A 22,322-nucleotide genomic window follows, 5' to 3' on the forward strand; every position below is an offset into this window, starting at 1 on the left:
TTTATGAAAACAGCAAACGCAACAACTGCACGATAAGCAAAATTCCCATTAAGGGCCAAATCCACTTGGCCCATTTGGCTGCATCCTCATTGCTGATGCGCATTTTAGAACGTTCTATTAGCGGCACTATTAATGCTAGTGCACCGAACAACACGGCGAGTAAAATTAATACTTCCATTATCGTATCCCTATCGCATATTTAAGTACTTCTTGTTTAGCAGGCTCTATGCGCTGCGCCACAGAAAGAAGCTTGTTTCTTATCCATTTAATGGGGGTAACGTCATTGCTAAACAAGGTATAAAACCCGTCCATTGCCGTCATCATCACCAAGTTATCTCGCTTTCTAGGCCTTTCATAGGTGCTGATGAGTTTTTGCGAAAATACGCTATCGGTGAGCGACGAAGGGTTGCCGTTACCAATAGGTTTAAATTCAGCACACACCGAAAGAAAGGTCTCCACATCTTTAAAACCTAAGTTCACACCCTGCCCAGCAAGTGGATTAATGGTGTGAGCTGCATCGCCAATTAACGCACAGCAACCTTTGACATAGTGATTAGCATGAGAACGGGTAAGCGGAAAAATAGCTTTATCAATAACTGAAAAGCTATTGCCATGTTGAGTTAATTCGTTGGGAAACGTTTTAAGAATTTCACTTTTAAGCTGGCTGGCTTTTAAGCTTTTTAGACGTTTAAGTTCATCGGGCGTGTCGTACCACACAAGCGAGGCGTAATTGTCGAACATAGGCAGAAACGCTTTGGGGCCACTCGATGTGAACTGCTGCCAGGTCACAGGCTCTACAGGCTTTTGCATTTTGATTGTGATACCCATTGCCTGTTGGGCATACTGCCAACCTGTGGTGCCAATACCGGCTGCTTGTCTTACCTGAGAGTTTGCGCCATCTGCGCCAACGAGCCACTTGGCTTCGATGGTTCTGCCGTTTGAGAGCATGACCTTTGCCGTATTCGCTAACTGAATATCTTGCACCATTTGACCCGAGATAAGCTCAACATTGTCACACTGCTGGAGTGCCTTATGGCATCCCAGCTGCAACAATCGGTTTTCCACAAAAAAGCCCAATTGCGGCATGTCGATACTTTGTGCAGTGAAATCTGTTCGATGGGAAGGGTCGTCCCACACGCTAAGACCGGTGTAGGGTTTAACGCGCATAGCAGCAATGTAGTCCCAAGCACCCAAGGCTTTTAGCAGCGTGACCGACGCTTCGCTGATAGCTGAAACTCTTAAGTCAGGCCCATCCTCGGGGTTAAATGGGGCCGGTAAATAAGGCTCAATTACCACTACCTTGAAATGCTGCTGCGCAAGTCCGAGTGCCAGTGCAGCACCCACCATTCCGCCACCATTTATACAAAAATCGACCATTTACTCTCCTTAAAACACGCACTTGCATTATGTCTTAAAACACAAAGCAGTGTGAAGTAAAACGTAGAACTGGCTTGCCCTAGATCAATTCTTAACGAATCGTCGTAAGACACTGGGAATATGTTTGCATAACAGGTAAAATATGCGGCTATTTTGAACATCTTCCTGTAACTGACATTTCCGGTGTTTTTTGCAAGGGCGACTTAAGCGCCATATGTAAACGCATATTCTGCCCAGTCACCTTGCTAAACACAGGTAATACTGCTTTCACTTACAGGAACATTAACAGGTTATCGAATAGTTGTTATGACTAAAAAGCTGTATATCAAAACCTGGGGCTGCCAAATGAACGAGTATGACTCGGAGAAAATGGCAGACTTACTAGACTCGACGCATGGCTACAGTGCTGCAGAAAGCGCTGAAGAAGCTGACGTCATCTTGCTTAACACCTGCTCTATTCGTGAAAAAGCACAAGAAAAGGTGTTTCATCAGCTGGGCCGTTGGAAAAACCTTAAGCAAGACAAACCCGAACTTATTATCGGCGTGGGCGGCTGTGTAGCCTCTCAAGAAGGCGATACTATTCGCCAACGCGCGCCATTTGTAGATTTGGTATTTGGCCCCCAAACACTGCACCGCTTGCCTGAAATGATTAATCAACTTCAGGGCGGCGCAAAATCTGTAATTGACGTAAGCTTCCCGGAAATTGAAAAATTTGACCGCCTGCCTGAGCCACGCGCTGAAGGCCCAACAGCGTTCGTTTCAATTATGGAAGGCTGTTCAAAATACTGCACATTCTGCGTAGTGCCATACACCCGTGGTGAAGAAGTAAGTCGTCCTGTTGACGATGTGTTATTGGAAATAGCACAGCTTGCTGGGCAAGGCGTTCGTGAGGTAAACCTCTTAGGTCAAAACGTAAATGCATACCGCGGTGAAAACTACGACGGTACAATTTGTCGTTTCTCTGAACTACTTGAATTAGTTGCCGCTATCGACGGTATCGACAGAATTCGCTATACCACCTCTCACCCGGTTGAATTTACTGACGATATTATTGAAGCATACGCGTCTATTCCAGAGTTAGTAGACCACCTGCACTTGCCTGTTCAAAGTGGCTCTGACCGTATATTGAACTTGATGAAGCGTGGCCATACGGCATTAGAATACAAATCAAAAATGCGTAAGCTGAAGAAAATTCGCCCGAACATTAGCTTGTCGAGCGACTTCATTATTGGTTTCCCAGGTGAGACCGACGCCGATTTTGAAGCCACCATGGATTTGATTCAGGCGGTCGATTACGACCTTAGCTTCAGCTTTATTTACAGCGCTCGCCCGGGTACGCCTGCTGCCGACGCAGTGGATGATGTAAGTGAAGAAACGAAGAAACAACGCCTTCATCTACTACAACAGCGTATTACACAACAAGCTCTTCGTATTGCTCGCCATATGGTTGGCACGGAACAGCGAATTCTGGTTGAAGGTCCGTCTAAGAAAAACCCAATGGAGCTTTCTGGACGTACAGAGAATAACCGTGTAGTGAACTTTGAAGGCACGCCGGACATGATTGGCGAATTCGTTGATGTCAACATTACAGACGTGTTCACCAATTCACTTCGTGGTGAAGTTGTGCGCAGAGAAAGCGAAATGGGGTTGCGTGTTGCCGTTTCGCCCCAATCTATCATGGCAAAGCATCAGGCAGATTTGCCTGACGATCTTGGCGTGGGTCAATTTAACCCAGCCTAATTACGTTTTAAAGCGAGGAAAAAAGCAGCTTGAGTACATTGGTTAGTAACGAATTTGATTTAGAACCGGCAGATAGCAAACGCCTGTCGAGTTTATGTGGCCCCTTTGATGACAACATTAAACAAATTGAGCGCAGGTTAGGCGTAGAAATTACCTACCGAAATAACGCGTTCAAAGTGTTGGGTGAACCGCAGCAAATAAAAAGTGCTAGCGAATTACTTAAGCTTCTTTACATAGAAACTCAGCCTATCAAGGGCCGAATTCCTGAGCTAGAGGCAGAACAGGTCCATCTTGCCATTCAAGAAGCCCGCGTTATTGAAAAAGACGCCACAGGCGGCTATGGCAAAGAGGTGAACATCAAAACGAAGCGCGGTGTTATTAAGCCGCGCAATCCAAATCAAGCGCAGTACGTGGCGAATATTATTAACCACGATATCACCTTTGGTATTGGCCCCGCCGGTACAGGTAAAACCTATCTGGCTGTGGCTGCTGCTGTTGATGCACTTGAGCGCCAAGAAATTCGCCGTATCTTGCTTACCCGACCAGCGGTGGAAGCAGGTGAAAAGCTCGGCTTTTTGCCTGGGGATCTATCGCAAAAAGTTGACCCATATTTGCGCCCTCTTTACGACGCCCTGTTTGAGATGTTGGGCTTCGAGAAAGTAGAAAAGCTGATGGAGCGCAATGTTATTGAAGTAGCGCCGCTTGCCTACATGCGTGGTCGTACACTAAACGACGCCTTTATCATCTTGGATGAAAGCCAAAACACAACGGTAGAGCAAATGAAAATGTTCTTAACCCGTATTGGCTTTAATTCAAAAGCAGTCATCACCGGTGACATTACACAGGTAGACTTACCTCGCGGTGCCAAATCAGGTCTACGCCACGCTATTGAAGTGTTGAGCGAAGTGGATGACATTTCTTTTAACTTCTTCAACGCTGAAGACGTGGTTCGCCACCCTGTGGTTGCACGTATTGTTCGAGCTTATGAACTGCATGACGCCGAACAAGAACGACTGCGCAAAGAACGTAAAGAAGAAGCATTGCGACTTCAACGTGAACAGTCGGCTCACAGCTCTGAGCAAACGAACGACGACAGCGCATCGTGACCGCCATTATTGATGTGCAACAAGCGTTTGAAGGTGACGAAGCTATTTTAGCGGCCATCCCCTCACCTTCCGAACTCGAGCGTTGGGCGAATGCTGTTTTGCAATACGAAGGATTAAGCGAGCAAGAAGTGACGATTCGCTTTACTGACGAAGCCGAAAGCCAAAGTTTAAATAGTGAATACCGCGGGAAAGACAAGCCAACGAATGTTTTGTCTTTCCCTTTTGAGGCACCTCCAGGTATTGAAATTAACTTATTAGGCGACCTGGTTATCTGTGCCCCGGTTATTAGCCGCGAAGCAGACGAACAGCAGAAAAAAGTGAGCGATCACTACGCACACATGATGGTTCATGGGCTATTGCATTTGATGGGATATGACCATATTGATGATGCTGAAGCCGAGGAAATGGAAAGCAAGGAAATTGATATTCTTGCGCGCCTTGGCATTGATAATCCCTACGAAGTTAACGATTGAATATTGATCTTAAACAATTGTTATATAAACACTTCAATACTTAGTAACAATAAACCATTGACGGCCAGCAAGAACCATTTTAACGTTGGCGTTGAACTAACAATAAAACGGATATTATGAGCGACGATAATCCTCACTCTACCAACGGCTCATCAGGCAAGAGTTGGTTAGATAAACTAAAAAATTCAATTTCTGGCGAGCCGAGAAGTAAAGAAGAGTTGGTATCAGTGATTACTGATGCGGAACATAACGAAATCATTGACCCACAAACCCGCGAAATGATCGAAGGGGTGATAGGCGTCAATGAGATGCGAGTGAGGGACATCATGATCCCTCGCGCTCAAATGACCACTATAGATGTAGAGAAAAAGGTAGAAGAGTTTCTACCACTCATGCTCGAATCTGCCCACTCCCGTTTTCCTGTTATCAGCGAAGACAAAGATCACATTGAAGGCATCTTGCTTGCTAAAGATTTACTTGCGTTTGCTTTCAATGCAGAAAAAGAGTTTAACTTAAAAGATATTTTGCGCCCTGCGGTCATTGTGCCAGAAAGCAAACGTGTAGACGTTTTGCTTAAAGAGTTTCGTCAACAGCGCTATCACATGGCCATTGTGGTAGACGAGTATGGCGGCGTATCGGGCCTTGTTACCATTGAAGATATCTTAGAAATCATCGTGGGTGAAATCGAAGACGAATACGATACTGAAGAAGACGGTACCGACGATATTCGCCCATTAAACAAGTCTACCTACTCGGTAAAAGCGCTGACGCCTGTTGATGATTTTAACGAGTTTTTTGAAACCAAGTTCAGTGAAGAAGAAGCCGATACCATTGGTGGTATTGTGCTTAAAGCGTTTGGTCATATGCCTGAAACCAATGATGAAATCACCATTGGCGATATTCAGTTTAAAGTGACTAACTCAGATAAACGTCGACTTATTCAACTTAAGGTTTCAGTGCCTTCACTCGAATAGTGAAGTAGCGCAAACTTGCTTCTGTTTCAGCACAGGGCTGCTCGATTTGTTCGTGCTTCCCCTGTGTTGATTTAACAATTCTATTAACCACGATCAGATGACGCCAATGCTGAAACGGTTTACTCCCCACCTTCTTCTTGTACTAAGCGGCGCAAGTTTAACGCTGGCCTTCGCTCCCTTTAATATTTGGCTTTTAACGATTCCTGCCCTTGCACTTGCGCTTCGCCAGGTAATAAAGCTAAAACATCGCCCATTTTTAGCTGGATGGCTATTTGGCGCAGGATGGTTTGGTGCGGGCATCAGCTGGGTTCATGTAAGTATTGCTGACTTTGGCGGCTTACCGCTTGCTGCATCCGTTGCACTCATGGCGTTACTTTGCGGCTACCTCGCGTTATACCCTGCCCTTGCCACAAAAGTTACCGCAAAATATTTTTCGCCTCAGCTATGGCCCATGGTGCTGCCTTTTTTCTGGGTGGTTACCGAATGGCTACGAAGCTGGATGCTAAGCGGTTTTCCGTGGCTATCGTTAGGCTATAGTCAGATAGATAGTCCGCTTTCAGGCTTTGCGCCGATTATCGGTGAAACAGGAATAAGCGCGCTTATCGTTATCAGCGCTACACTATTTGCGTTAATACATAATAAACGAACGTTCGCCAATGCAGTGCTGGTTGCGCTGTGCTTGTTTACTAGCGGCTACTTACTTAAGCAACATACTTGGGTTGCACCCGAAAAGACCTACTCAGTAGGCATGGCGCAGGGCAACATTGCCCAAAGCCTGCGATGGGTGCCAGAGCAAGATGGTCCAACCATGGACACGTATTGGAATTTAACCGAAAGCCTATGGGATAACGACCTGATTATTTGGCCTGAAGCCGCCGTTCCAAAGCTTGAGCCATTGGCTCAACCTTATCTTGCTAAAGTTAACGAAAGAGCCTTTCAAGAGAACACGGCCCTTATTACCGGCATCGTTAATTATAACTGGGAAACCGACGAGGCTTGGAACAACCTTATTGTGCTTGGAAAACGCACACCAGATGCTGCTTACCCAGATTATCAATATTTTCATAACAACCGTTTTTCGAAACATCATCTATTGCCTGTAGGCGAATTTGTGCCTTTTGAAGATTGGCTTCGCCCGCTTGCTCCTTTGTTCGACTTGCCAATGTCGTCGTTTTCTCGTGGTGACTATCAGCAGACGAACCTTGAAGCAAACGGCATACACCTAGCGCCTGCTATCTGTTTTGAAATCGCGTTTCCTCATCAGGTCATGGCGAATGTCTATGATGATACTGATATGATCATAACGGTAAGTAACGACGCGTGGTTTGGCCACTCACATGGCCCTGCTCAACATTTACAAATTGCACGGATGCGCGCCCTTGAGTTGGGCCGCCCTGTTGTGAGAGCGACAAACAATGGCATTACCGCCTTTATAAACCATAAAGGTGAAGTAACAGCTCGCTTGCCTCAATTTATAGCCGGTAATATTTCAGCGCCTGTTGTTGCAACTCGCGGTTTTACGCCGTATTACCACCTTCAAGAGTTAGGCGTTTGGACATTGGTCATTGCACTGATGCTCGCTGCCATAGTAATTGAAAGACCGAAACATTAATGTACCCTTACTGTGACAACTTTTGTCCTGAAGCTAAGGGAAAAAAGCCAAAATTTCTGTTGGCTACGTTAGGATTGATAAGTCGCAGTAACATTATAAATACAGAGTAATACGAACAAGTTTAGTAGCAAGGAGGCACACTTGAGAGACAAAGAGACAATTGCAGTTTTTATTGATGCTGATAATGCACCTGCGCAGAAAATAGATAAGGTCCTTTCTGAATTGGCACGCTATGGTGTAGTCAATATCAGAAAGGCATATGGAAACTGGAAAAATCAGAATTTAAAGCCGTGGGAAGATGTTCTTCACGAGTTTGCAATTCAACCCATTCAACAATTTGATCTCACGAAAGGCAAAAATGCGACAGACATGGCACTAGTCATTGATGTCATGGATGTATTATATACAAAAGATATAGACGTTATTTGCCTCGTATCGTCAGATTGTGACTTCACTCCACTTGTAACCCGTACATTAGCCGATGGAAAGTTTGTAATAGGATTTGGCGAGAGAAAAGCACCTTTAGCTTTTGTTAATAGTTGGCGAGAGAAAAGCACCTTTAGCTTTTGTTAATAGTTGCTCTCGCTTCCTTTATTTGGACAAAGAAAGTGAGAAAGAGGCTCCTATTCAAAAAGATACGAAGAATATTAAAAGCGACACTAGGTTGATGAACCTGTTGAGACAGGCAGTTGAAGCTGTGGAAGATGATGAAGGTTGGGCGATGTTAGGGCCCATTGGAACACACATTTCAAACCATGCATCCTTCGATCAACGCAATTATGGATTTAAAAAATTGAGTGATTTGTTTCAAGCCATAGATCTTTTTGAAATGAAGAAAACAAATGGTTCTGTGTTGTGGGTTAGAGACAAGAAAAAAGCAAAGCAAATTGGCAAGTTGAAATGAGCAGCGCCTGAATATTAGACGCTGCGTAAATCAATACCTTCGAGCGAAATCCAACTATATATTAATTGCCCGCCGCCTGAATAGCCGTGAGGGCTATGGTAAACACGATATCATCCACCAACGCGCCGCGGCTTAAATCGTTAACTGGCTTTCTCATGCCTTGCAGCATCGGGCCAATACAGACTAAATCGAAGCTACGCTGTACCGCTTTATAAGTGGTGTTACCTGTGTTTAGGTCTGGGAATACAAATACGTTTGCTTTCCCTGCTACTGGGCTATTAGGCGCTTTGCTCTTACCTACACTTTCAATGGCCGCGGCATCGTATTGAAGCGGGCCATCTATCAGTAAATCAGGGCGAAGACGTTGCGCAATTTTAGTGGCTTCACGCACTTTTTCTACATCGCTACCTGCACCAGACGACCCCGTACTGTAGCTAATCATGGCAACGCGGGGCTCAATGCCAAACATTTGTGCAGACTCTGCAGATTGAATAGCAATATCGGCAAGCTGCTGAGCGTTAGGGTCAGGGTTAATCGCACAATCACCGTAGACCAAAACTTGGTCAGGCAATAACATGAAAAATACGGATGACACCAAAGAGGCATTTTCAGCTGTCTTAATTAACTGCAGCGCGGGGCGAATAGTATTAGCCGTGGTGTTAACCGCGCCAGAGACCAATCCATCCACATCGTCTTGCTGAAGCATCATAGTACCAAGCGTTACGTTATCTTGTAGGAGCTCTTGAGCCACCACTTCGGTCACACCTTTGTGACCACGTAACGCCACTAAGCCCTCAACGTAGTCTTTCTTTATGGCCGACGGCGATAGGATTTCCACACCATCGCTAAGTACTACGCCTTGCTGTTCCGCTACCCGTCTGATTTCGGTTTCGTCGCCTAACAGTACAGGGCGTGCAAGACCGCGCTTAGCACAAATAGACGCTGCTACCACAGTTCTGGGTTCGTTTCCTTCTGGCAATACAATGCGCTTATTAACTTGTCGTGCACGATTTGTCAGGTAAAAACGAAACGCTGATGGAGAGAGCTTTTTCTGACGGGAAACTTTCTGAGTAAGAGAATTAACCCAACTGGCATCTAAACTTTCAGCAGTATGTACCATTACTTTTTCTATGCGTTGACTGTCATCAACCGGTACTTCTTGATTAAACGCGTGAAGTGCTTGTGCAGTCTGCCACGTGTTGGAGTTGACCAACATAACTGGCAAACCTGTCTCCATCGCTTGACTGCATAGCGCCATGATATTCTCGTCGGGCTGGTAGCCACCGGTAAGCAATAGTGCACCTAACTTGGTTCCGTTCAACGCAGCTAGACAGCACGACACAAACACGTCGCCGCGATCGCCAGACATCACAAGTAACGCGCCTGGTTTAAGGGTGTGTGTCATGTTATGAATTTCTCGGGCACAAAACGTCACACTGCTCAAACGACGCTCCGATAGCTCACCTTCGTTAAGCAAAGTCGCTTTAAGGTGCTTAGCTACATCGGTTGCGCGAGGAGACACTAAATCAGCGCTCCAATCTATCGTACCAAGTAAGCTTAACCCCTTTTTGAATATTGGCAGCTCTCGTAGTGCCTGCGTGCGCTCTTCATCGTGCTCGGGGGCCTCTATGGCGCCAATATCGGCACGAAGTCGGCCATGCTCATCAAATGGCGCGTTAACTTTATTGAAAATACAGCCCACGACTTTCTGCCCTTTATGGCCACCATAGGTATCCACGACGATTTCAAGGCGATGGTTTATATCAGTGACGGTATCATTCCCAGGCACAGCAACAAAAACAATGTCAGCATCAAGTGCGCGGCTTATTTCCAAATTCAATCGCTCTGCATAAGGGTGGTGACGCGTTGTCACTAATCCTTCAATCACCGTTACCGCTTCTTGCTCGCTATTTTCTTCAAAGCGCTCAATGATTTCTTCAAGCAATTCATCGGTACTGTCATTGCTAATCATACGCTCAACATAGTCAAGCTGAAACGGCGCAATCGGCGAGACGCTGGCATGATGAGCGATAATCGCGGTTGAACGTTCTTCACCGTTATCACCTCTTCGAGGCTGCGCCACGGGCTTGAAAAAATTTAGCTTAATGCCTTGTTCTTCAATGGCGCGAACAAGGCCCATGCTGACCGTAGTTAGGCCCACACTGGTACCTACGGGGATCAACATAATTCTACGAGACATAGTTACTCCTGCTATTGCCCACGCACAAGCGCTGGCGTTGCTAGTTGAATTTACGCGAAGGTTGCAGCTTCAGCCGCAATTACCCATTCTTCATTGGTAGGTATGACATAAACAGCCGTTGACGCTGTATCTGTAGAAATTTTTCCACCTTGCCCAAATCGCGCATCAGTATTTCTTTGCGCATCTAAAGTAATGCCAAAGTGAGCGAAATATCCCATGGTCGTCTCTCTGATAAGCGACGAGTTCTCACCAATGCCGCCGGTAAAGACAATTGCGTCTAACGTAGGCACGGCTACCATATAGCCCGCAATGTATTTAGCCAGGCGGTAGCAGAATATCTCGATTGCCAGCAATGCCCCTTCGTGCCCCTCAAGTGCAGCTTCTTCAAGGGTTCTACAGTCGTTACTTAGTTCTGAAATACCAAGAAGTCCTGACTGTTTGTTTAACAAATCGCTGATTTCATCGGCCGTTTTGCCCAGTTTTTTCTGTAGCGTTCCAGGTAAGCTTGGGTCTAAATCGCCGCAGCGCGTTCCCATCACCAGCCCTTCAAGCGGAATAAACCCAAGGCTTGTGTCAACGGCTTGACCTTTTTCGATAGCCGATACACTACAGCCATTGCCTAAGTGAGCACTGATGATGCTAGTGTCTGAAACAGGCTTATTTAGCATTTTTGCCATGCTATCAAGAATAAATTTATGGCTCGTGCCGTGGAAGCCATAGCGTCTTATGCCATGTTCGCGATAAAGCGACATGGGTAAAGCATAAATAAAGGCTTTCTTGGGAAGGGTTTGAAAAAAGGACGTATCAAACACCGCGACGTGGGGCAAATCTGGGTAAGCGGCTTGCGCGGTGACGATGCCCTTCAAGTTCGCCATATTATGCAACGGCGCCATGCTCGCGTAATCTTCGATTGCTTTTAAAACACTGTCATCAACAAGTGCGGCCTGCTTAAATTTCTCTCCGCCATGCACGACGCGATGCCCTATAGCGATGGGCTGAACGCCTGTGCTGGAAATGATCTCTTGAATGGCGTTAAGTGCTTCGGTATGCCCCGCGTTCTTGCTCAGCGAAAGCGTTGTCTTTTTACCGTTCACTTTATAAGACAAACTCGCATCAATATTACCGAGGCTTTCCGCAATACCAGATAAACCGGCAATACCAGTATCAGCGTCTATAATGGCAAACTTGACAGAAGAACTGCCGCAATTTAATACAATGACTTCTTTTTTCATTTGGCTTTTCAAGTAGTATGATTGGGATTGTGTTGCTTTGTGAATTGTAGCATTTATAAACAGGTACGTTGGTTAACGTTATGCTAAATAGTTTATAAAAATTATCGCATGCGCTTGTTTTTGCTCAGTTCATCGCCTTAATTTAGAGAAAAAATAATGTCGTTAAGACAAAACACCTCCTCAGCCAACGCTTTCAAAGAAAGCCGCAGTAACGGCAAGTAGACAAGGTATATGTAGCAATGCGTGTTGTCCTCATCATTCTCACTCTTTTTGCGATAAGCAGTACTAACTGTGAAGCTGAAACCTCCTTTAAAGAAGTCACAGATTACTTTGACAGTAATGCCTCTTTTGAACAAAAGCTTATGTTTTTGAAAAAGCATGAAGCAACCAGTAATCATTGGTCTGTGCAGCAGCAAGGTATCTTTCACCAGCTTTTGGGCACTGCATATGGGGAAGAAGCAATGCTAGATGAGGCACAGAAACATTTAAGCCAATCGATTGCCATATTAACCACGCTTCCCGAGAGCAAGCACCTTGTTCACAGCTTATTAGAAAGATCGTATTTTCAATATGTTGCTACAAATGACACCGCGATTTATTGCCCTGACCGTTATCGCGCCTTAAACGTAGCGAGAGCGATTAATGAACCAGAACAATTAGTGCAAGCACTGACGTCAGCGGCTTTTTGTGCCAGTGACACACGAGATTTTGCGCGGGCAATGAGCCTCCTACAAGACGCTATTTCACTGCACGACACATATCAGTTTCCGCCATCACAAGAAGCACTCATTTACAATGCGACGGGCAATATCTACAAGGCAAATGGACTCTATCAAGATGCGTATGACTATATTCGCAAAGCACTCCATGCGTGGGAGAGTATCAACAGCACAGAAAGTGCTTTCAACATGCGCTTCACGCTTACCGACTTAGCATTGCAACTCGACAAGTTCAGCGATGCGCAACAGCAGGTTGACGAGATGTTCGCCATGGCAAATAAACCTGATGCCAACCAAGACTTTTTGTTCTTTAGCCATTTAAGCCAAGGTAATATTTTTGAGAAGCAAGAAAAAATCGAGCAAGCTTATCAAAAATATTTAGAAGCACTCTCTCTAAAAGATACAACGGTGGAAGCGGGCTTCGTTAACCTGTTGTACTTTAAGCTCAGCCTAAATGCATATAAATTGGAAAAATTCTCACAAGCTAAAGAATACGCGGACCAAGTCTCGAATGGCTTGGATAATTTGCCGCGCTATAAATCTATTTTGAATATCCTCAAAACAGGGCTATCTGGTGAGCCAGATGCCCTTGAGTTAATTGAAAAAGCATTGGCATTGGATAAATTTCATACCCAAAACTTGTCTGAGCTTATTGAAGGACAAGTCATTCTTACCGCTTACACGCACAACCAAACTATTGATAAAATGGAGAACGAAATACTGCAGCAACAGCTGGAAGTGACGCAACTTGAACTTGAGAATCAGCGAGCCCGTGAACAGTACAGAATGCTTATCGTTTATGTCTTTATCGGTATTATACTTGCGCTAACTGTCGCGGCTTTTTTCCTTCTTCGCGGTAGAAATTATTACAGGAAAGCAGCAAATACGGATTTTCTCACGGCCTGCTTCAATCGAAGGTGGGCGTTCAAAAAAGGCAATATGCTCTGCAAAGAAGCCAATGTAGCGGGTACGGCGCTTTCGTTAGTCACGTTTGACGTCGATCACTTCAAACGAATAAACGATTTATATGGGCACGACGTCGGAGACCAGGTTTTGAGGTTTATTGTGAAAACCTGTCGTACTCATCTAAAAAAATGCGACATACTCGCACGTTTAGGGGGTGAAGAGTTTGTCGTGATATTACCTAATAGTGAGCTGACAGATGCAATGAATTTTGCTGAGAAGCTGCGACTCGAACTGTGCGATACGCCCTTTATGGCGAACGGTGAGAAAATTCGAATTACCGCTAGCTTCGGTGTATCAACCTACAATAAATCTTTTTCTTTTGAGCAACTACTCAATGATGCCGATGAGGCGCTATATGTAGCCAAGAAAAATGGGCGCAACAAAGTTGAAAAACAAACACTTTAAAATCAAAGGTTTAAAAATTTTTTTAATTTTTTTGATTTTTTCCAGTTGAAAAGAAACATTCTACTCCTATATCTGTTTTGTCGGCGCTGAAAGGTCAGGTCGACGAAACCGCCGCCGCGAAGTCGGGGCATTTAAATTTTAAACATATTGCTTAATTTTGAGGATATGACTATGCGTACTATCGATCTATCTCCACTTTACCGTTCATTTATTGGTTCTGACCATCTTGCATCACTTATCGATGCAGCATCTCGTGCTGAGAAGCAAAGCACTTATCCGCCATACAACATCGAATTACTTGGCGATGACAAGTATCGTGTCACTATGGCCATAGCAGGCTTTAGCAAAGACGATGTATCTATTCAGGTTGAAGACAATACGTTAACCATTACTGGCACGAAAAAAGCGGAAGCGGAAGACAAAGAAAGTAAAGAGCGTAAGTTCTTACACAAAGGCATTTCAGAGCGTAACTTTGAACGTAAATTCCAACTTGGCGACCACGTAAAAGTACTGGCAGCCGACATGGAAAATGGCCTTTTACATATTGATATGGAGCGAGTCATTCCTGAAGCCAAGAAACCTCGCCAAATAGAAATTGGTTCTCGTTTACTCGAAAACTAATCGTTAGTTTCTTGGTTTGTTTCCCAACTTTTAGCGGCGCCTTATGGCGCCGTTTTTTTTAACTTATGGAAAAGGCGTTGACTGACAGAGGCTTGCCTCTTATCCCTCAACCACCTCAATAGTATAGTCCGCGTTACCCGACTCACCGGATTGGAAGCTACCTCGAAACGTAAAGCCGCTCAGTTCCCCCGTAGCAGTCTCCTCAATAGACACGAAGTTGCTACTAGCAACACCGTTTTCAAACTTGCCATTGTGCTGAAAGGTAATGGTGCCGCGCATACCATTAATCACGCCAACAAATGTTTCAAACCCCGTAAATTTGGCGGTCATCTGCGATTGGTAGGACATTAAAAACTCGACGCTAGACTCGCCGCTCATATCACCGGAATACATTTGCTTAATACTGGCGTGAGATACCTTGATGCCCTCAGATTTTTCACTAAGTGTATCTTCATCCCATTGAGTAATAGAAAATCGTCCGTTCAGCGCCATGGATATCTCTTTTCAAAATAAATTTAAGGTAAGATCTGTAAAAACTAACGCCTTAGAAAGAAAAAGACAGTCGAAAAATGTAACAAGGTGTTTAAACAAATCCCTTAAGAATGGCTAAGCCCACCGCGTTACAGGTGCTAGCATCCTTTATCTCACCCTTAATGATTTTTTCTTTTAACTCATTTAGGGAAAGTGAAACAACACGCAAGTCTTCTTCCTCAACATCTAGCTTCTGCGTGCCTTGAGTTAGACCTCTAGCGACAAAGATATGGTAACCCTGATTACAAAAACCATAAGCCAAATATTGAAAACCCACATACTCCATAGATTGCGCGCTTAAACCTGTCTCTTCTTTGAGTTCTCCCTTTGCAAGCTCCACAGGATCAACATCAGGGTTACCCTCCCATGCACCTTGTGGTAGCTCAAGCTGGCGCTGTTTTATGGTATATCGATATTGCTCTACCATGTAAACCTTATCGCCTTCGATAGGTAAGATAATGGCAAAGTCTGGCTTTTCTACTACACCATAAATACCTTCATTACCGCTGCTGCGACGTATTTTATCTTCTCTTACACGAAGCCATTTGTTTTCGTACACTATTTTTGAATGTAGCGTTTCAATGTCTGCCATCGTTATCCTTGTCGTTGCGCGATTAACTGTAATAACCCTTACCGACAAATATAGTGAGCGATGACTCACACTCAGTCAATTGTGAAATTAGCGATAGTTCGACTGAGTACTAAATTGTTCTCTTTCATTGAATGAGACAATTCTGACAACGCCTGCGCCAACTCAACTTCATGTTTTGCTGCTGCCTCAACGTCAACAATATCTTTTGCCACTTCTTGCGTCGTAACAGATTGTTGCTCTGCCGCCGCAGACATATTATTTGCCATAAGCTCTACGTTCGACGCGGCATCTTTCACTTTTTCAGCTGTTTCTCGCCCACTTCCTGTAATTTCAACTGACTTTTTCACTGCCATCGCATTTTTATTTACGTCTTGTACAACCACCAAACTTGCTTGCTGCAGCGACGCAAGTAGTGTGGCTATTTGAGCGGAAGCGTCTCTACTGCTCTGCGCGAGTTTACGAACCTCATCGGCAACAACGGCAAAGCCTCTGCCGTGCTCTCCTGCGCGGGCTGCTTCTATCGCTGCATTTAGGGCCAGTAAGTTAGTCTGATCTGATAAGGTGTTTATGGTTTCAAGTATACTGCTTATATCAGTTACCTGTTTCTCCATCGCAGCGGCGTTCTCCTCAACATGCGTCATGTCTTCTTCTAACTGCTTCATGGCTTTTCTAATCGATTCATTAATCTCAAAAGCTTCAATTGCCAGTTCATCCAGTGACTTACTTGCTGTTAAAGTATCAAAAGCCGACTTAGCGATATCGGTACTCGTTACCGATATTTCTTCTAATGCTGAAGCAATGTTGAGCGACCGCTGCTGTGTTTTTCCCGCGTCCTGTACCATTTCCGTGCAGGATGCTTCTAATTCCGATGACAGACGAGCGCTTGCGCTAATAGACTGCTCTAGCCCTCTGATTAAATCTTTCAATGCCAATATCGTTTTATTAATCGCAATAGACACTGTACCGAGTTCATTTTGTACCTGCATTTCTACATCAACCGTTAAATCGCCTTTCTCGGCAATTTTTGAGAGGTTGTGTGTAAGACGAGTGAGTTGCGTGTTGAGTATGTATAACAGCGCGCGATAAATAAGGAAAATAACTACAATGCCAACAAAAATAATGATAAGTGTAAGTATCAATGCGAAAGAGGCATCGCTGTGCATGTCTTCTGCATTTTTATTTACTTGTACCCATATATTGTCGAGTATCGCTTTTACATCTTTGATTTGTGATGTCGCCGCTCCAAACCATTCGCTATTTGAAGGAAGCGCGTTAGCGTCAATGTTTCCAGAGTTCAGAACTTTTAATGTGCGACTTATTAACGTTGCTTCATTTGATGTCATTGCTCGCGTAAACATCGCAACACTGTCTTTAGATAAACTGTTTTCCAGCTTACCCGAGATATATTGTGCCTCTTGTTGATACCCCTTCAACTCGTTTATTACGGTTTCACTTGCCTCTTTTCGCGCTATCACGCCATTCACTTTCCCTCGTTGTTGCCCCAAACGCTCTTTTAATTGCGCTAGAAGAATAGCGTTAGACAACTGTTCTTTTGACGCTAAATTGTTAACGTATATCGTTAATGCAGTAGCGGCATTTAGCGCTGACGCATTGAGTGAGCTGTAGAACGTAAACGCCCTCGTCCCTTGTTGACTATCCACCTCGCGTCTTAGCGCCTCTTTGTCACCTAAATAGCCGAGCAATGGGTTAAGAATTTTGATTACCCTGTCGCTGTACGCTCCATCATTTTGGAGCAACAACATTAATTGTGCGGCCGCGTTGTCTGCCTGTTTTCGCTGAGCCTCAACTTTATCTCGGCCTTCGGGTGTGGGGTTGCCTAAGTAGCCGGCCGTTAATCCGCGCTCAACGGCGTGATGGTGTGCCACAGACTCCACGGCGGCAATGAGGGCTATCATTTCAATATCGGTTGAAGCCGCACGAGTTACCTCCAATGACCGTTTGATATCTTTGAAAGCCAAGTATGAAACACTTATTAATAGTATTCCCGCGCCTAACACAGACAGCTGTAGAATAGAAAATCGTTGTAGCAAGCGCACTAATAAGACTCCATGTAATACAGTACTGCTTAATGAGACGAATGAGGAAAGGTATACCTCCTATAATTGCCTTAAAAATAGGCAATCGCCTTCAGTATAGGAAACATTAGAATAAGCGCAAATCTATCATGTAAGCGGAGTTTCATACGGTAATATACACAACCTAAAGTATGCGGTACTACCTAAACCATTTTCGAAATTTCAATTAATTGTTGCAGATACTCATCTACAAGTGCGCCAATTATCCACGATACCGGAACCGAAAATACGATAGCGATAGTCTTCATTCCTTGTGGAATATCAATAGCCCATTCAGAAACCGTAGAAATTTGCTGTTTTGAATTTATCAAGGAACTTAACTTCCGCAGGCGAACTGGATCGTCAGTTAAACGCCTTTTATAGTTCTCGTTGAGCAGAAATAGCTGCTTTATCGAATCATTAATGCGCGCAATCGCGAGGGATTTCTTTTTAGCGATAATTCGCTGTACTTTATGTACCGGAAGAAACAGAAAATAAATCAGCAGTAAAAATACGATCGATACAATTACCCGATCAATTATCGGCACGCTAGTGCCAAGCCAAAAAATAGGAATTAAACTCAGGAACAGCGCGCTTATAACTGCGTTAGAAATAACCAAGTCAGACAGATGCTGAAACCTCTCTATACCAAATAGGTCAATCAAAGCTTCATTCAAAAAATGTGTTAACACAAAGCGAGTCACAAATAACAAGCAAAAAAGCGTGTAAATCACGTATCGCCAAAAGAAAAGACCTACAGCACTCAAATACCACGATAGCGGATCAGACTCTAGCGACAATAATCCTTCATATAGAAGGTAAGCAACTGTGAGCAGTCCTCCCCCTATCCAGCTATACCTTCGCCCCTGTTCAAAACCGTTTTGTAATTTCACAACCATTGTTTGATGTTTCATTTCACTGGGGTATTTGCTTAAGAAATCACTGAAGCATTTAACCGAACGATGGTATAGATACCTATTGGTGTAAATAAAAAATACAATCATTAATCCAAACGCTAGCGCTGCATTTCGCTGCCTTATTCCAAGCGGGGTTTCTAATCGCGTTAACTCAAATGCACCAAAATAATGAGCTCCTATTAGAATGCAAATCCCTGCTAGCACACAAAACATCAGAGTCGAATATCGCTGCATGTTTACATTCATAACACCGCCTTTATTAATTGACTTACAAGACCAGCGCCTGTCCAAGACAGCATTGGGAGTAAAATTAGCGCAAAAATTTTCAACGTAAAAGGAAGTGTAAGTGGCCAACTTGGTGCCCGTTCAATTTCAGTTCGCACCGTTAACAAGTCAGAGATGAATTGAAGACGACTGTCATTATCGACTAAACGCCTCGTTGCACTAATACGGTTTTTAGGGGAAATTTCAATCTTGAGGCTGTCATTTATTCGAGCTAGCGCCAATGAGCGCTTTTGTGCTACCACGTGGTGCACCTCTAGAATGGGTTGAAGTAAAAGTAGAACAAGTAGAAAAGAAATTACCGACAGTAACATTGCATCAGTAAGGGGCACCTCAACAAACAAAAACGTTATCGAATAAATTGCCAGCAAGATCGACGCTAAGCAAAAGTTGTGCAATACCAGTTTACAAAGAGGCATCAGTTTTTCCATTTCAAACAACCTTATTCTGAAATGCTTTTGTAAGTGCCGCTTAATGAACCGCAAAACGATGATGTTAGAGGTAAACAATAACAACCCTGATATCCACATCGGAATGGCTTGTAGAAGCAAAAATAGTCTCTTAGGCTGCTCTGTCACTTTATCTGCAATGCCTTGTGAAAGCACATAAGCGCTGGCGACACAAACAGCGAAAACTACAATATAGGGCAGCACTTTTGACTGCTGGGAAAAAAAAGTAAGTCTTACCGTTTCAACTAACCTTAACCTTGATTTTTTTCTTCGGTGAGATAAAAGAAAAGACAAATAGATAGCTGAACTCTCGAGTGTTTGATGAGATGCCCACCACGCAAAAGCGACAAGAATAGGCGCCGTTAGTGCTGTACCAGCATCTCGAGCAGCGAGTGAAGTCGCCTCATAATCGAAGGAAATAAAACCTAGATAGAAGTTCATGCTCAACACTATAAACAAATATAATGCGGGCAATAAATAATGTGGTTTGTACAAACGTCCGTGTTGAAACATGCCTGATAGTGTGTAGCGTTGATTTTCCTGTACATTATTTATACAACACTATAATGGCTTGCACAAACAAAAACGCCGAGTATGTTCTCTGCGCGTTTCTCAATTCTCGTTATTTAGATATATTCAACTTCGATGCTTCCCACTTCCACTGCCAGTTGGAGTTTGAAAGCCACTTTATCATCGAGTCCTTTACCTGTGAGGCCACGAACGATAGGGTATTTTCTAAATTAGTTATGTTCAGTCAACTGTTGGTTTAAGAGAGGGCGGCGTATCAACTCAGGATGAGGATCATTCGTCTACCATTATTTGCTCGAAAAAAGCAGAATAAGAAGGGAAAAAAGTAAAGATCTTGAGCTCTTGCTTTTTTCCCTTTATGCAATGGCGCTTTTTTTCATCTAGGGTGCGCAGTTTAGGTCTATCTTCGATTGCTCATCTGCTACAGGGAAACATGCTCCTGATGGCAAAGCATCGGGTACATACCTATCAAGGTTCGGGTCGTAAAGTCCTTCTTCTAAAAATGCGACTAAATCATCGATTTCCTCGTCATTAAGATTCAGCGGCACAAATCGTTCATCAATCACACCGTCCGCCAGTCTTTTTTGTGGCACACCTGCATTCTTGTATAACACCACCTGCTCAACACTCGTGAAACTTCCACCGTGACCAAACACGTTTGAATCTTTCAGGTTATAGAGCTGTGGTACTTTAAACTTATAGTTATCTTCTATACGTCCAGTAAACCCACCTCTACCCTTTGCATCATTTTCAGTTACCACTCCCGTAATTTCAGGGTTTGACGTATCGAGATCGGCAAAACCGATGGCCATAAACATCTCTTCGTTAGCAGCTCCTATATTTGAACTCAAAGCAGGGCCAGTATGACAGCTTGCGCAACCCGCTTTGCCAAAGAAAAGTAGGCCACCTCGTTTTTCTTGGTCCGTAAGCGCTGCGTCTTCGCCTTGTAACCAACGCTGAAAAGGCGCTTGATTAGCTAGTACTGTTCTCTCATATGCGGCAATTGCCTTACCCATATTTTCAAGAATATCATCGCCCCCCTCCGGAAATGCTGCTTCGTATAACAATTGATACTCAATATTTTGTTGGACGAAAGAGTTGTTGAACGTGTTGAGTCTATGCACTTTTGTACCCGCAATTGCTTGGGTTTCCAGGCCCCCCAAACCACGCGTATTTTCAGCTTTCGGAGTACCGGCAGTGGCCAATATCTCACTCGGTAATTCAGCATTAATTAGCCCGCCATCCTGATTACCAAACTGGCCGTTCCAAAGCATGACTTCTTGATAAGCTGTATTTAAAATACTGGGGGAAGTAAGTGGTTGAACATCGGGAATTAAACTCGGATCGCTGCTTGATTTGTCGAAGCCCTCGGTTAATACACGCATTTCTCCTGCAACACCAAAACCGGTTCCACCTTCTCCTATTCCCTGCACAACACCGGATTTGAAACCAGCAGCAACATGGTGACAGCTCGCACATGACCACGTGTTGACCAACTGCTCATGAACACCTTCCGTTGCAACGGCTGTTTCATGAAAGAGCATCATACCAAGAGAAACTTTCTCTTCAGTGAGTGCGTTGTTGGGATCGGCGGGAATACTGGAAAAATCTGAAGACTGGGGCAATTGAAGCCCTACCGCACCGCCATCTAATTGCTCGTTCAATGTTGTCATTAATTGTGCGGACAGCGAACTTTCCTCGAGAGTAGGCTCTTTCTCTTTATCTGCCCCACAACCCACCATCATTATAACAACACCAAGTATCAATACATTCTGAATATAAGGAATTGACTTCATGACTTCACCTTAACCGCATTCAACGACAATTAAATTTCAAAGCATCAGGGCCACGAAGTGACGATGGTACTCAGTAAAAGCATACTTATTAACATTATTTAATATAGTAGACCAAGGCAGCAACTTCGAGTGATAGTCGCGTATTTTAAACATTAATTTGACGCACACGCCTTTGAAAAACTGAGGCTTGTATTTCATGCGAGAAAAGGTATCAGAAGCGTTGTGATGTTTGAACGTAAAAAGCCCCCAAATATTGGCACATTCAATTGTTTGGGGGCTTTTCAAATTGCGGATTTTTATTAATTTTTTCTTAAATTAAAAGAAAAACTAAATGTACTCTACTTCAATGATTTCCACTTCAACCTTGCCTGCGGGCGTTTGAATAGTCACCATATCATCGAGTTCTTTACCTATCAGGCCACGTGCAATTGGTGAGTTTACCGATATCAAGTTGTTCTTAATATCCGCTTCGTCATCACCTACAATGCGATAAGTTGTTTCTTCATCGGTATCAACGTTTAAAATAGTAACAGTAGTGCCGAAAATAACCTTCCCGGTATTTTCCATTTTAGTGACGTCGATAATCTGTGCGTTTGAAAGTTTGCCCTCGATATCTTGAATACGACCTTCACAGAAGCTCTGCTGTTCACGGGCCGCGTGATATTCAGCATTTTCTTTCAAATCGCCATGCTCACGCGCTTCTGCGATAGACTCGATTATACGTGGGCGTGTTTTCGTTTTTAGCTCATTTAATTCGTCACGCAGCATTTGAGCGCCGCGCGCTGTCATTGGATACTGACTCATGAATACTGTCTCACTTAGC

At 44.1% G+C, this 22,322-nt stretch carries 18 protein-coding genes and 1 pseudogene; 8 read left to right on the plus strand and 11 right to left on the minus strand.

Going from position 1 to position 22,322, the window contains the following annotated elements; translation table 11 throughout:
* Position 1: 1 nt before the first annotated feature.
* Positions 2–178: a hypothetical protein gene (locus GVO63_RS19535; protein WP_201281916.1), complete on the minus strand. Its 177-nt coding sequence runs from the start codon at positions 176–178 to the stop codon at positions 2–4.
* Positions 178–1,377, minus strand: a complete 1,200-nt coding sequence (locus tag GVO63_RS14000; RefSeq protein WP_159580663.1) for an FAD-dependent monooxygenase — start codon at positions 1,375–1,377, stop codon at positions 178–180. Before GVO63_RS14000 ends, GVO63_RS19535 begins: the two co-directional genes overlap by 1 nt.
* A gap of 306 nt (positions 1,378–1,683) precedes the next feature.
* Here GVO63_RS14000 and miaB point away from each other — a divergent pair, with 306 nt between their 5' ends.
* From miaB to GVO63_RS14030, 6 genes and pseudogenes are all read left to right on the plus strand, one after another.
* Positions 1,684–3,117: a tRNA (N6-isopentenyl adenosine(37)-C2)-methylthiotransferase MiaB gene (gene miaB, locus GVO63_RS14005; RefSeq protein ID WP_159580665.1), complete on the plus strand. Its 1,434-nt coding sequence runs from the start codon at positions 1,684–1,686 to the stop codon at positions 3,115–3,117.
* A gap of 29 nt (positions 3,118–3,146) precedes the next feature.
* Positions 3,147–4,223, plus strand: coding sequence for a PhoH family protein (locus tag GVO63_RS14010; protein WP_159580667.1), 1,077 nt, complete (start codon positions 3,147–3,149; stop codon positions 4,221–4,223).
* Entirely contained in the window at positions 4,220–4,696 is a 477-nt protein-coding gene (gene ybeY, locus GVO63_RS14015) for an rRNA maturation RNase YbeY (RefSeq protein WP_159580669.1), read from the plus strand. Before GVO63_RS14010 ends, ybeY begins: the two co-directional genes overlap by 4 nt.
* A gap of 116 nt (positions 4,697–4,812) precedes the next feature.
* The gene (gene corC / locus GVO63_RS14020) at positions 4,813–5,670 is read left to right on the plus strand and encodes a CNNM family magnesium/cobalt transport protein CorC (protein ID WP_159580671.1); all 858 of its coding nucleotides are present in this window, start codon (positions 4,813–4,815) and stop codon (positions 5,668–5,670) included.
* Positions 5,671–5,776: 106 nt separating this feature from the next.
* Positions 5,777–7,282 carry an apolipoprotein N-acyltransferase gene (lnt, locus tag GVO63_RS14025; RefSeq protein ID WP_159580673.1) on the plus strand — a complete coding sequence of 502 codons (1,506 nt, stop codon included), beginning with the start codon at positions 5,777–5,779 and terminating at the stop codon, positions 7,280–7,282.
* A 141-nt stretch (positions 7,283–7,423) separates the two neighbouring features.
* A pseudogene (locus GVO63_RS14030) lies at positions 7,424–8,186 on the plus strand (NYN domain-containing protein).
* 61 nt (positions 8,187–8,247) lie between these two features.
* Here the strand turns inward: GVO63_RS14030 and pta are convergent.
* On the minus strand, positions 8,248–10,386 hold the full coding sequence (pta, locus tag GVO63_RS14035) for a phosphate acetyltransferase (protein WP_159580675.1): 2,139 nt from the start codon (positions 10,384–10,386) through the stop codon (positions 8,248–8,250).
* A gap of 50 nt (positions 10,387–10,436) precedes the next feature.
* Positions 10,437–11,618: an acetate kinase gene (locus tag GVO63_RS14040; RefSeq protein ID WP_159580677.1), complete on the minus strand. Its 1,182-nt coding sequence runs from the start codon at positions 11,616–11,618 to the stop codon at positions 10,437–10,439.
* 239 nt (positions 11,619–11,857) lie between these two features.
* On the opposite strand from GVO63_RS14040, the gene GVO63_RS14045 reads away from it, so the two are divergent.
* Complete coding sequence (locus GVO63_RS14045) at positions 11,858–13,708, plus strand: GGDEF domain-containing protein (RefSeq protein ID WP_159580679.1); 1,851 nt, start codon at positions 11,858–11,860, stop codon at positions 13,706–13,708.
* Positions 13,709–13,879: 171 nt separating this feature from the next.
* On the plus strand, positions 13,880–14,329 hold the full coding sequence (locus GVO63_RS14050; RefSeq protein WP_159580681.1) for an Hsp20 family protein: 450 nt from the start codon (positions 13,880–13,882) through the stop codon (positions 14,327–14,329).
* A gap of 99 nt (positions 14,330–14,428) precedes the next feature.
* On the opposite strand, the gene GVO63_RS14055 is transcribed toward GVO63_RS14050, so the two are convergent.
* The 7 genes from GVO63_RS14055 to greA all read right to left on the minus strand — a co-directional run bounded on the left by GVO63_RS14055 (position 14,429) and on the right by greA (position 22,303).
* Positions 14,429–14,821, minus strand: coding sequence for a DUF3224 domain-containing protein (locus GVO63_RS14055; RefSeq protein ID WP_159580683.1), 393 nt, complete (start codon positions 14,819–14,821; stop codon positions 14,429–14,431).
* Between the two features lie 91 nt (positions 14,822–14,912).
* Positions 14,913–15,452, minus strand: coding sequence for an NUDIX hydrolase (locus tag GVO63_RS14060; protein ID WP_159580685.1), 540 nt, complete (start codon positions 15,450–15,452; stop codon positions 14,913–14,915).
* A 71-nt stretch (positions 15,453–15,523) separates the two neighbouring features.
* A complete protein-coding gene (locus GVO63_RS14065) occupies positions 15,524–17,509 on the minus strand; it encodes a methyl-accepting chemotaxis protein (protein ID WP_159580687.1) in 1,986 nt (661 codons plus the stop codon).
* Between the two features lie 182 nt (positions 17,510–17,691).
* Positions 17,692–18,420: a hypothetical protein gene (locus tag GVO63_RS14070; RefSeq protein WP_159580689.1), complete on the minus strand. Its 729-nt coding sequence runs from the start codon at positions 18,418–18,420 to the stop codon at positions 17,692–17,694.
* A 266-nt stretch (positions 18,421–18,686) separates the two neighbouring features.
* Positions 18,687–19,616 (minus strand): hypothetical protein, encoded by a 930-nt coding sequence (locus tag GVO63_RS14075; protein WP_159580691.1) that lies wholly within the window; start codon positions 19,614–19,616, stop codon positions 18,687–18,689.
* Between the two features lie 467 nt (positions 19,617–20,083).
* Positions 20,084–21,499: a cytochrome-c peroxidase gene (locus GVO63_RS14080; protein WP_159580693.1), complete on the minus strand. Its 1,416-nt coding sequence runs from the start codon at positions 21,497–21,499 to the stop codon at positions 20,084–20,086.
* A gap of 327 nt (positions 21,500–21,826) precedes the next feature.
* Positions 21,827–22,303 carry a transcription elongation factor GreA gene (gene greA / locus GVO63_RS14085; RefSeq protein ID WP_159580695.1) on the minus strand — a complete coding sequence of 159 codons (477 nt, stop codon included), beginning with the start codon at positions 22,301–22,303 and terminating at the stop codon, positions 21,827–21,829.
* Positions 22,304–22,322: the final 19 nt, after the last annotated feature.

Origin of the sequence: Alteromonas sp. KUL106 (assembly GCF_009811415.1) — a bacterium.
Lineage (GTDB): Bacteria > Pseudomonadota > Gammaproteobacteria > Enterobacterales > Alteromonadaceae > Alteromonas.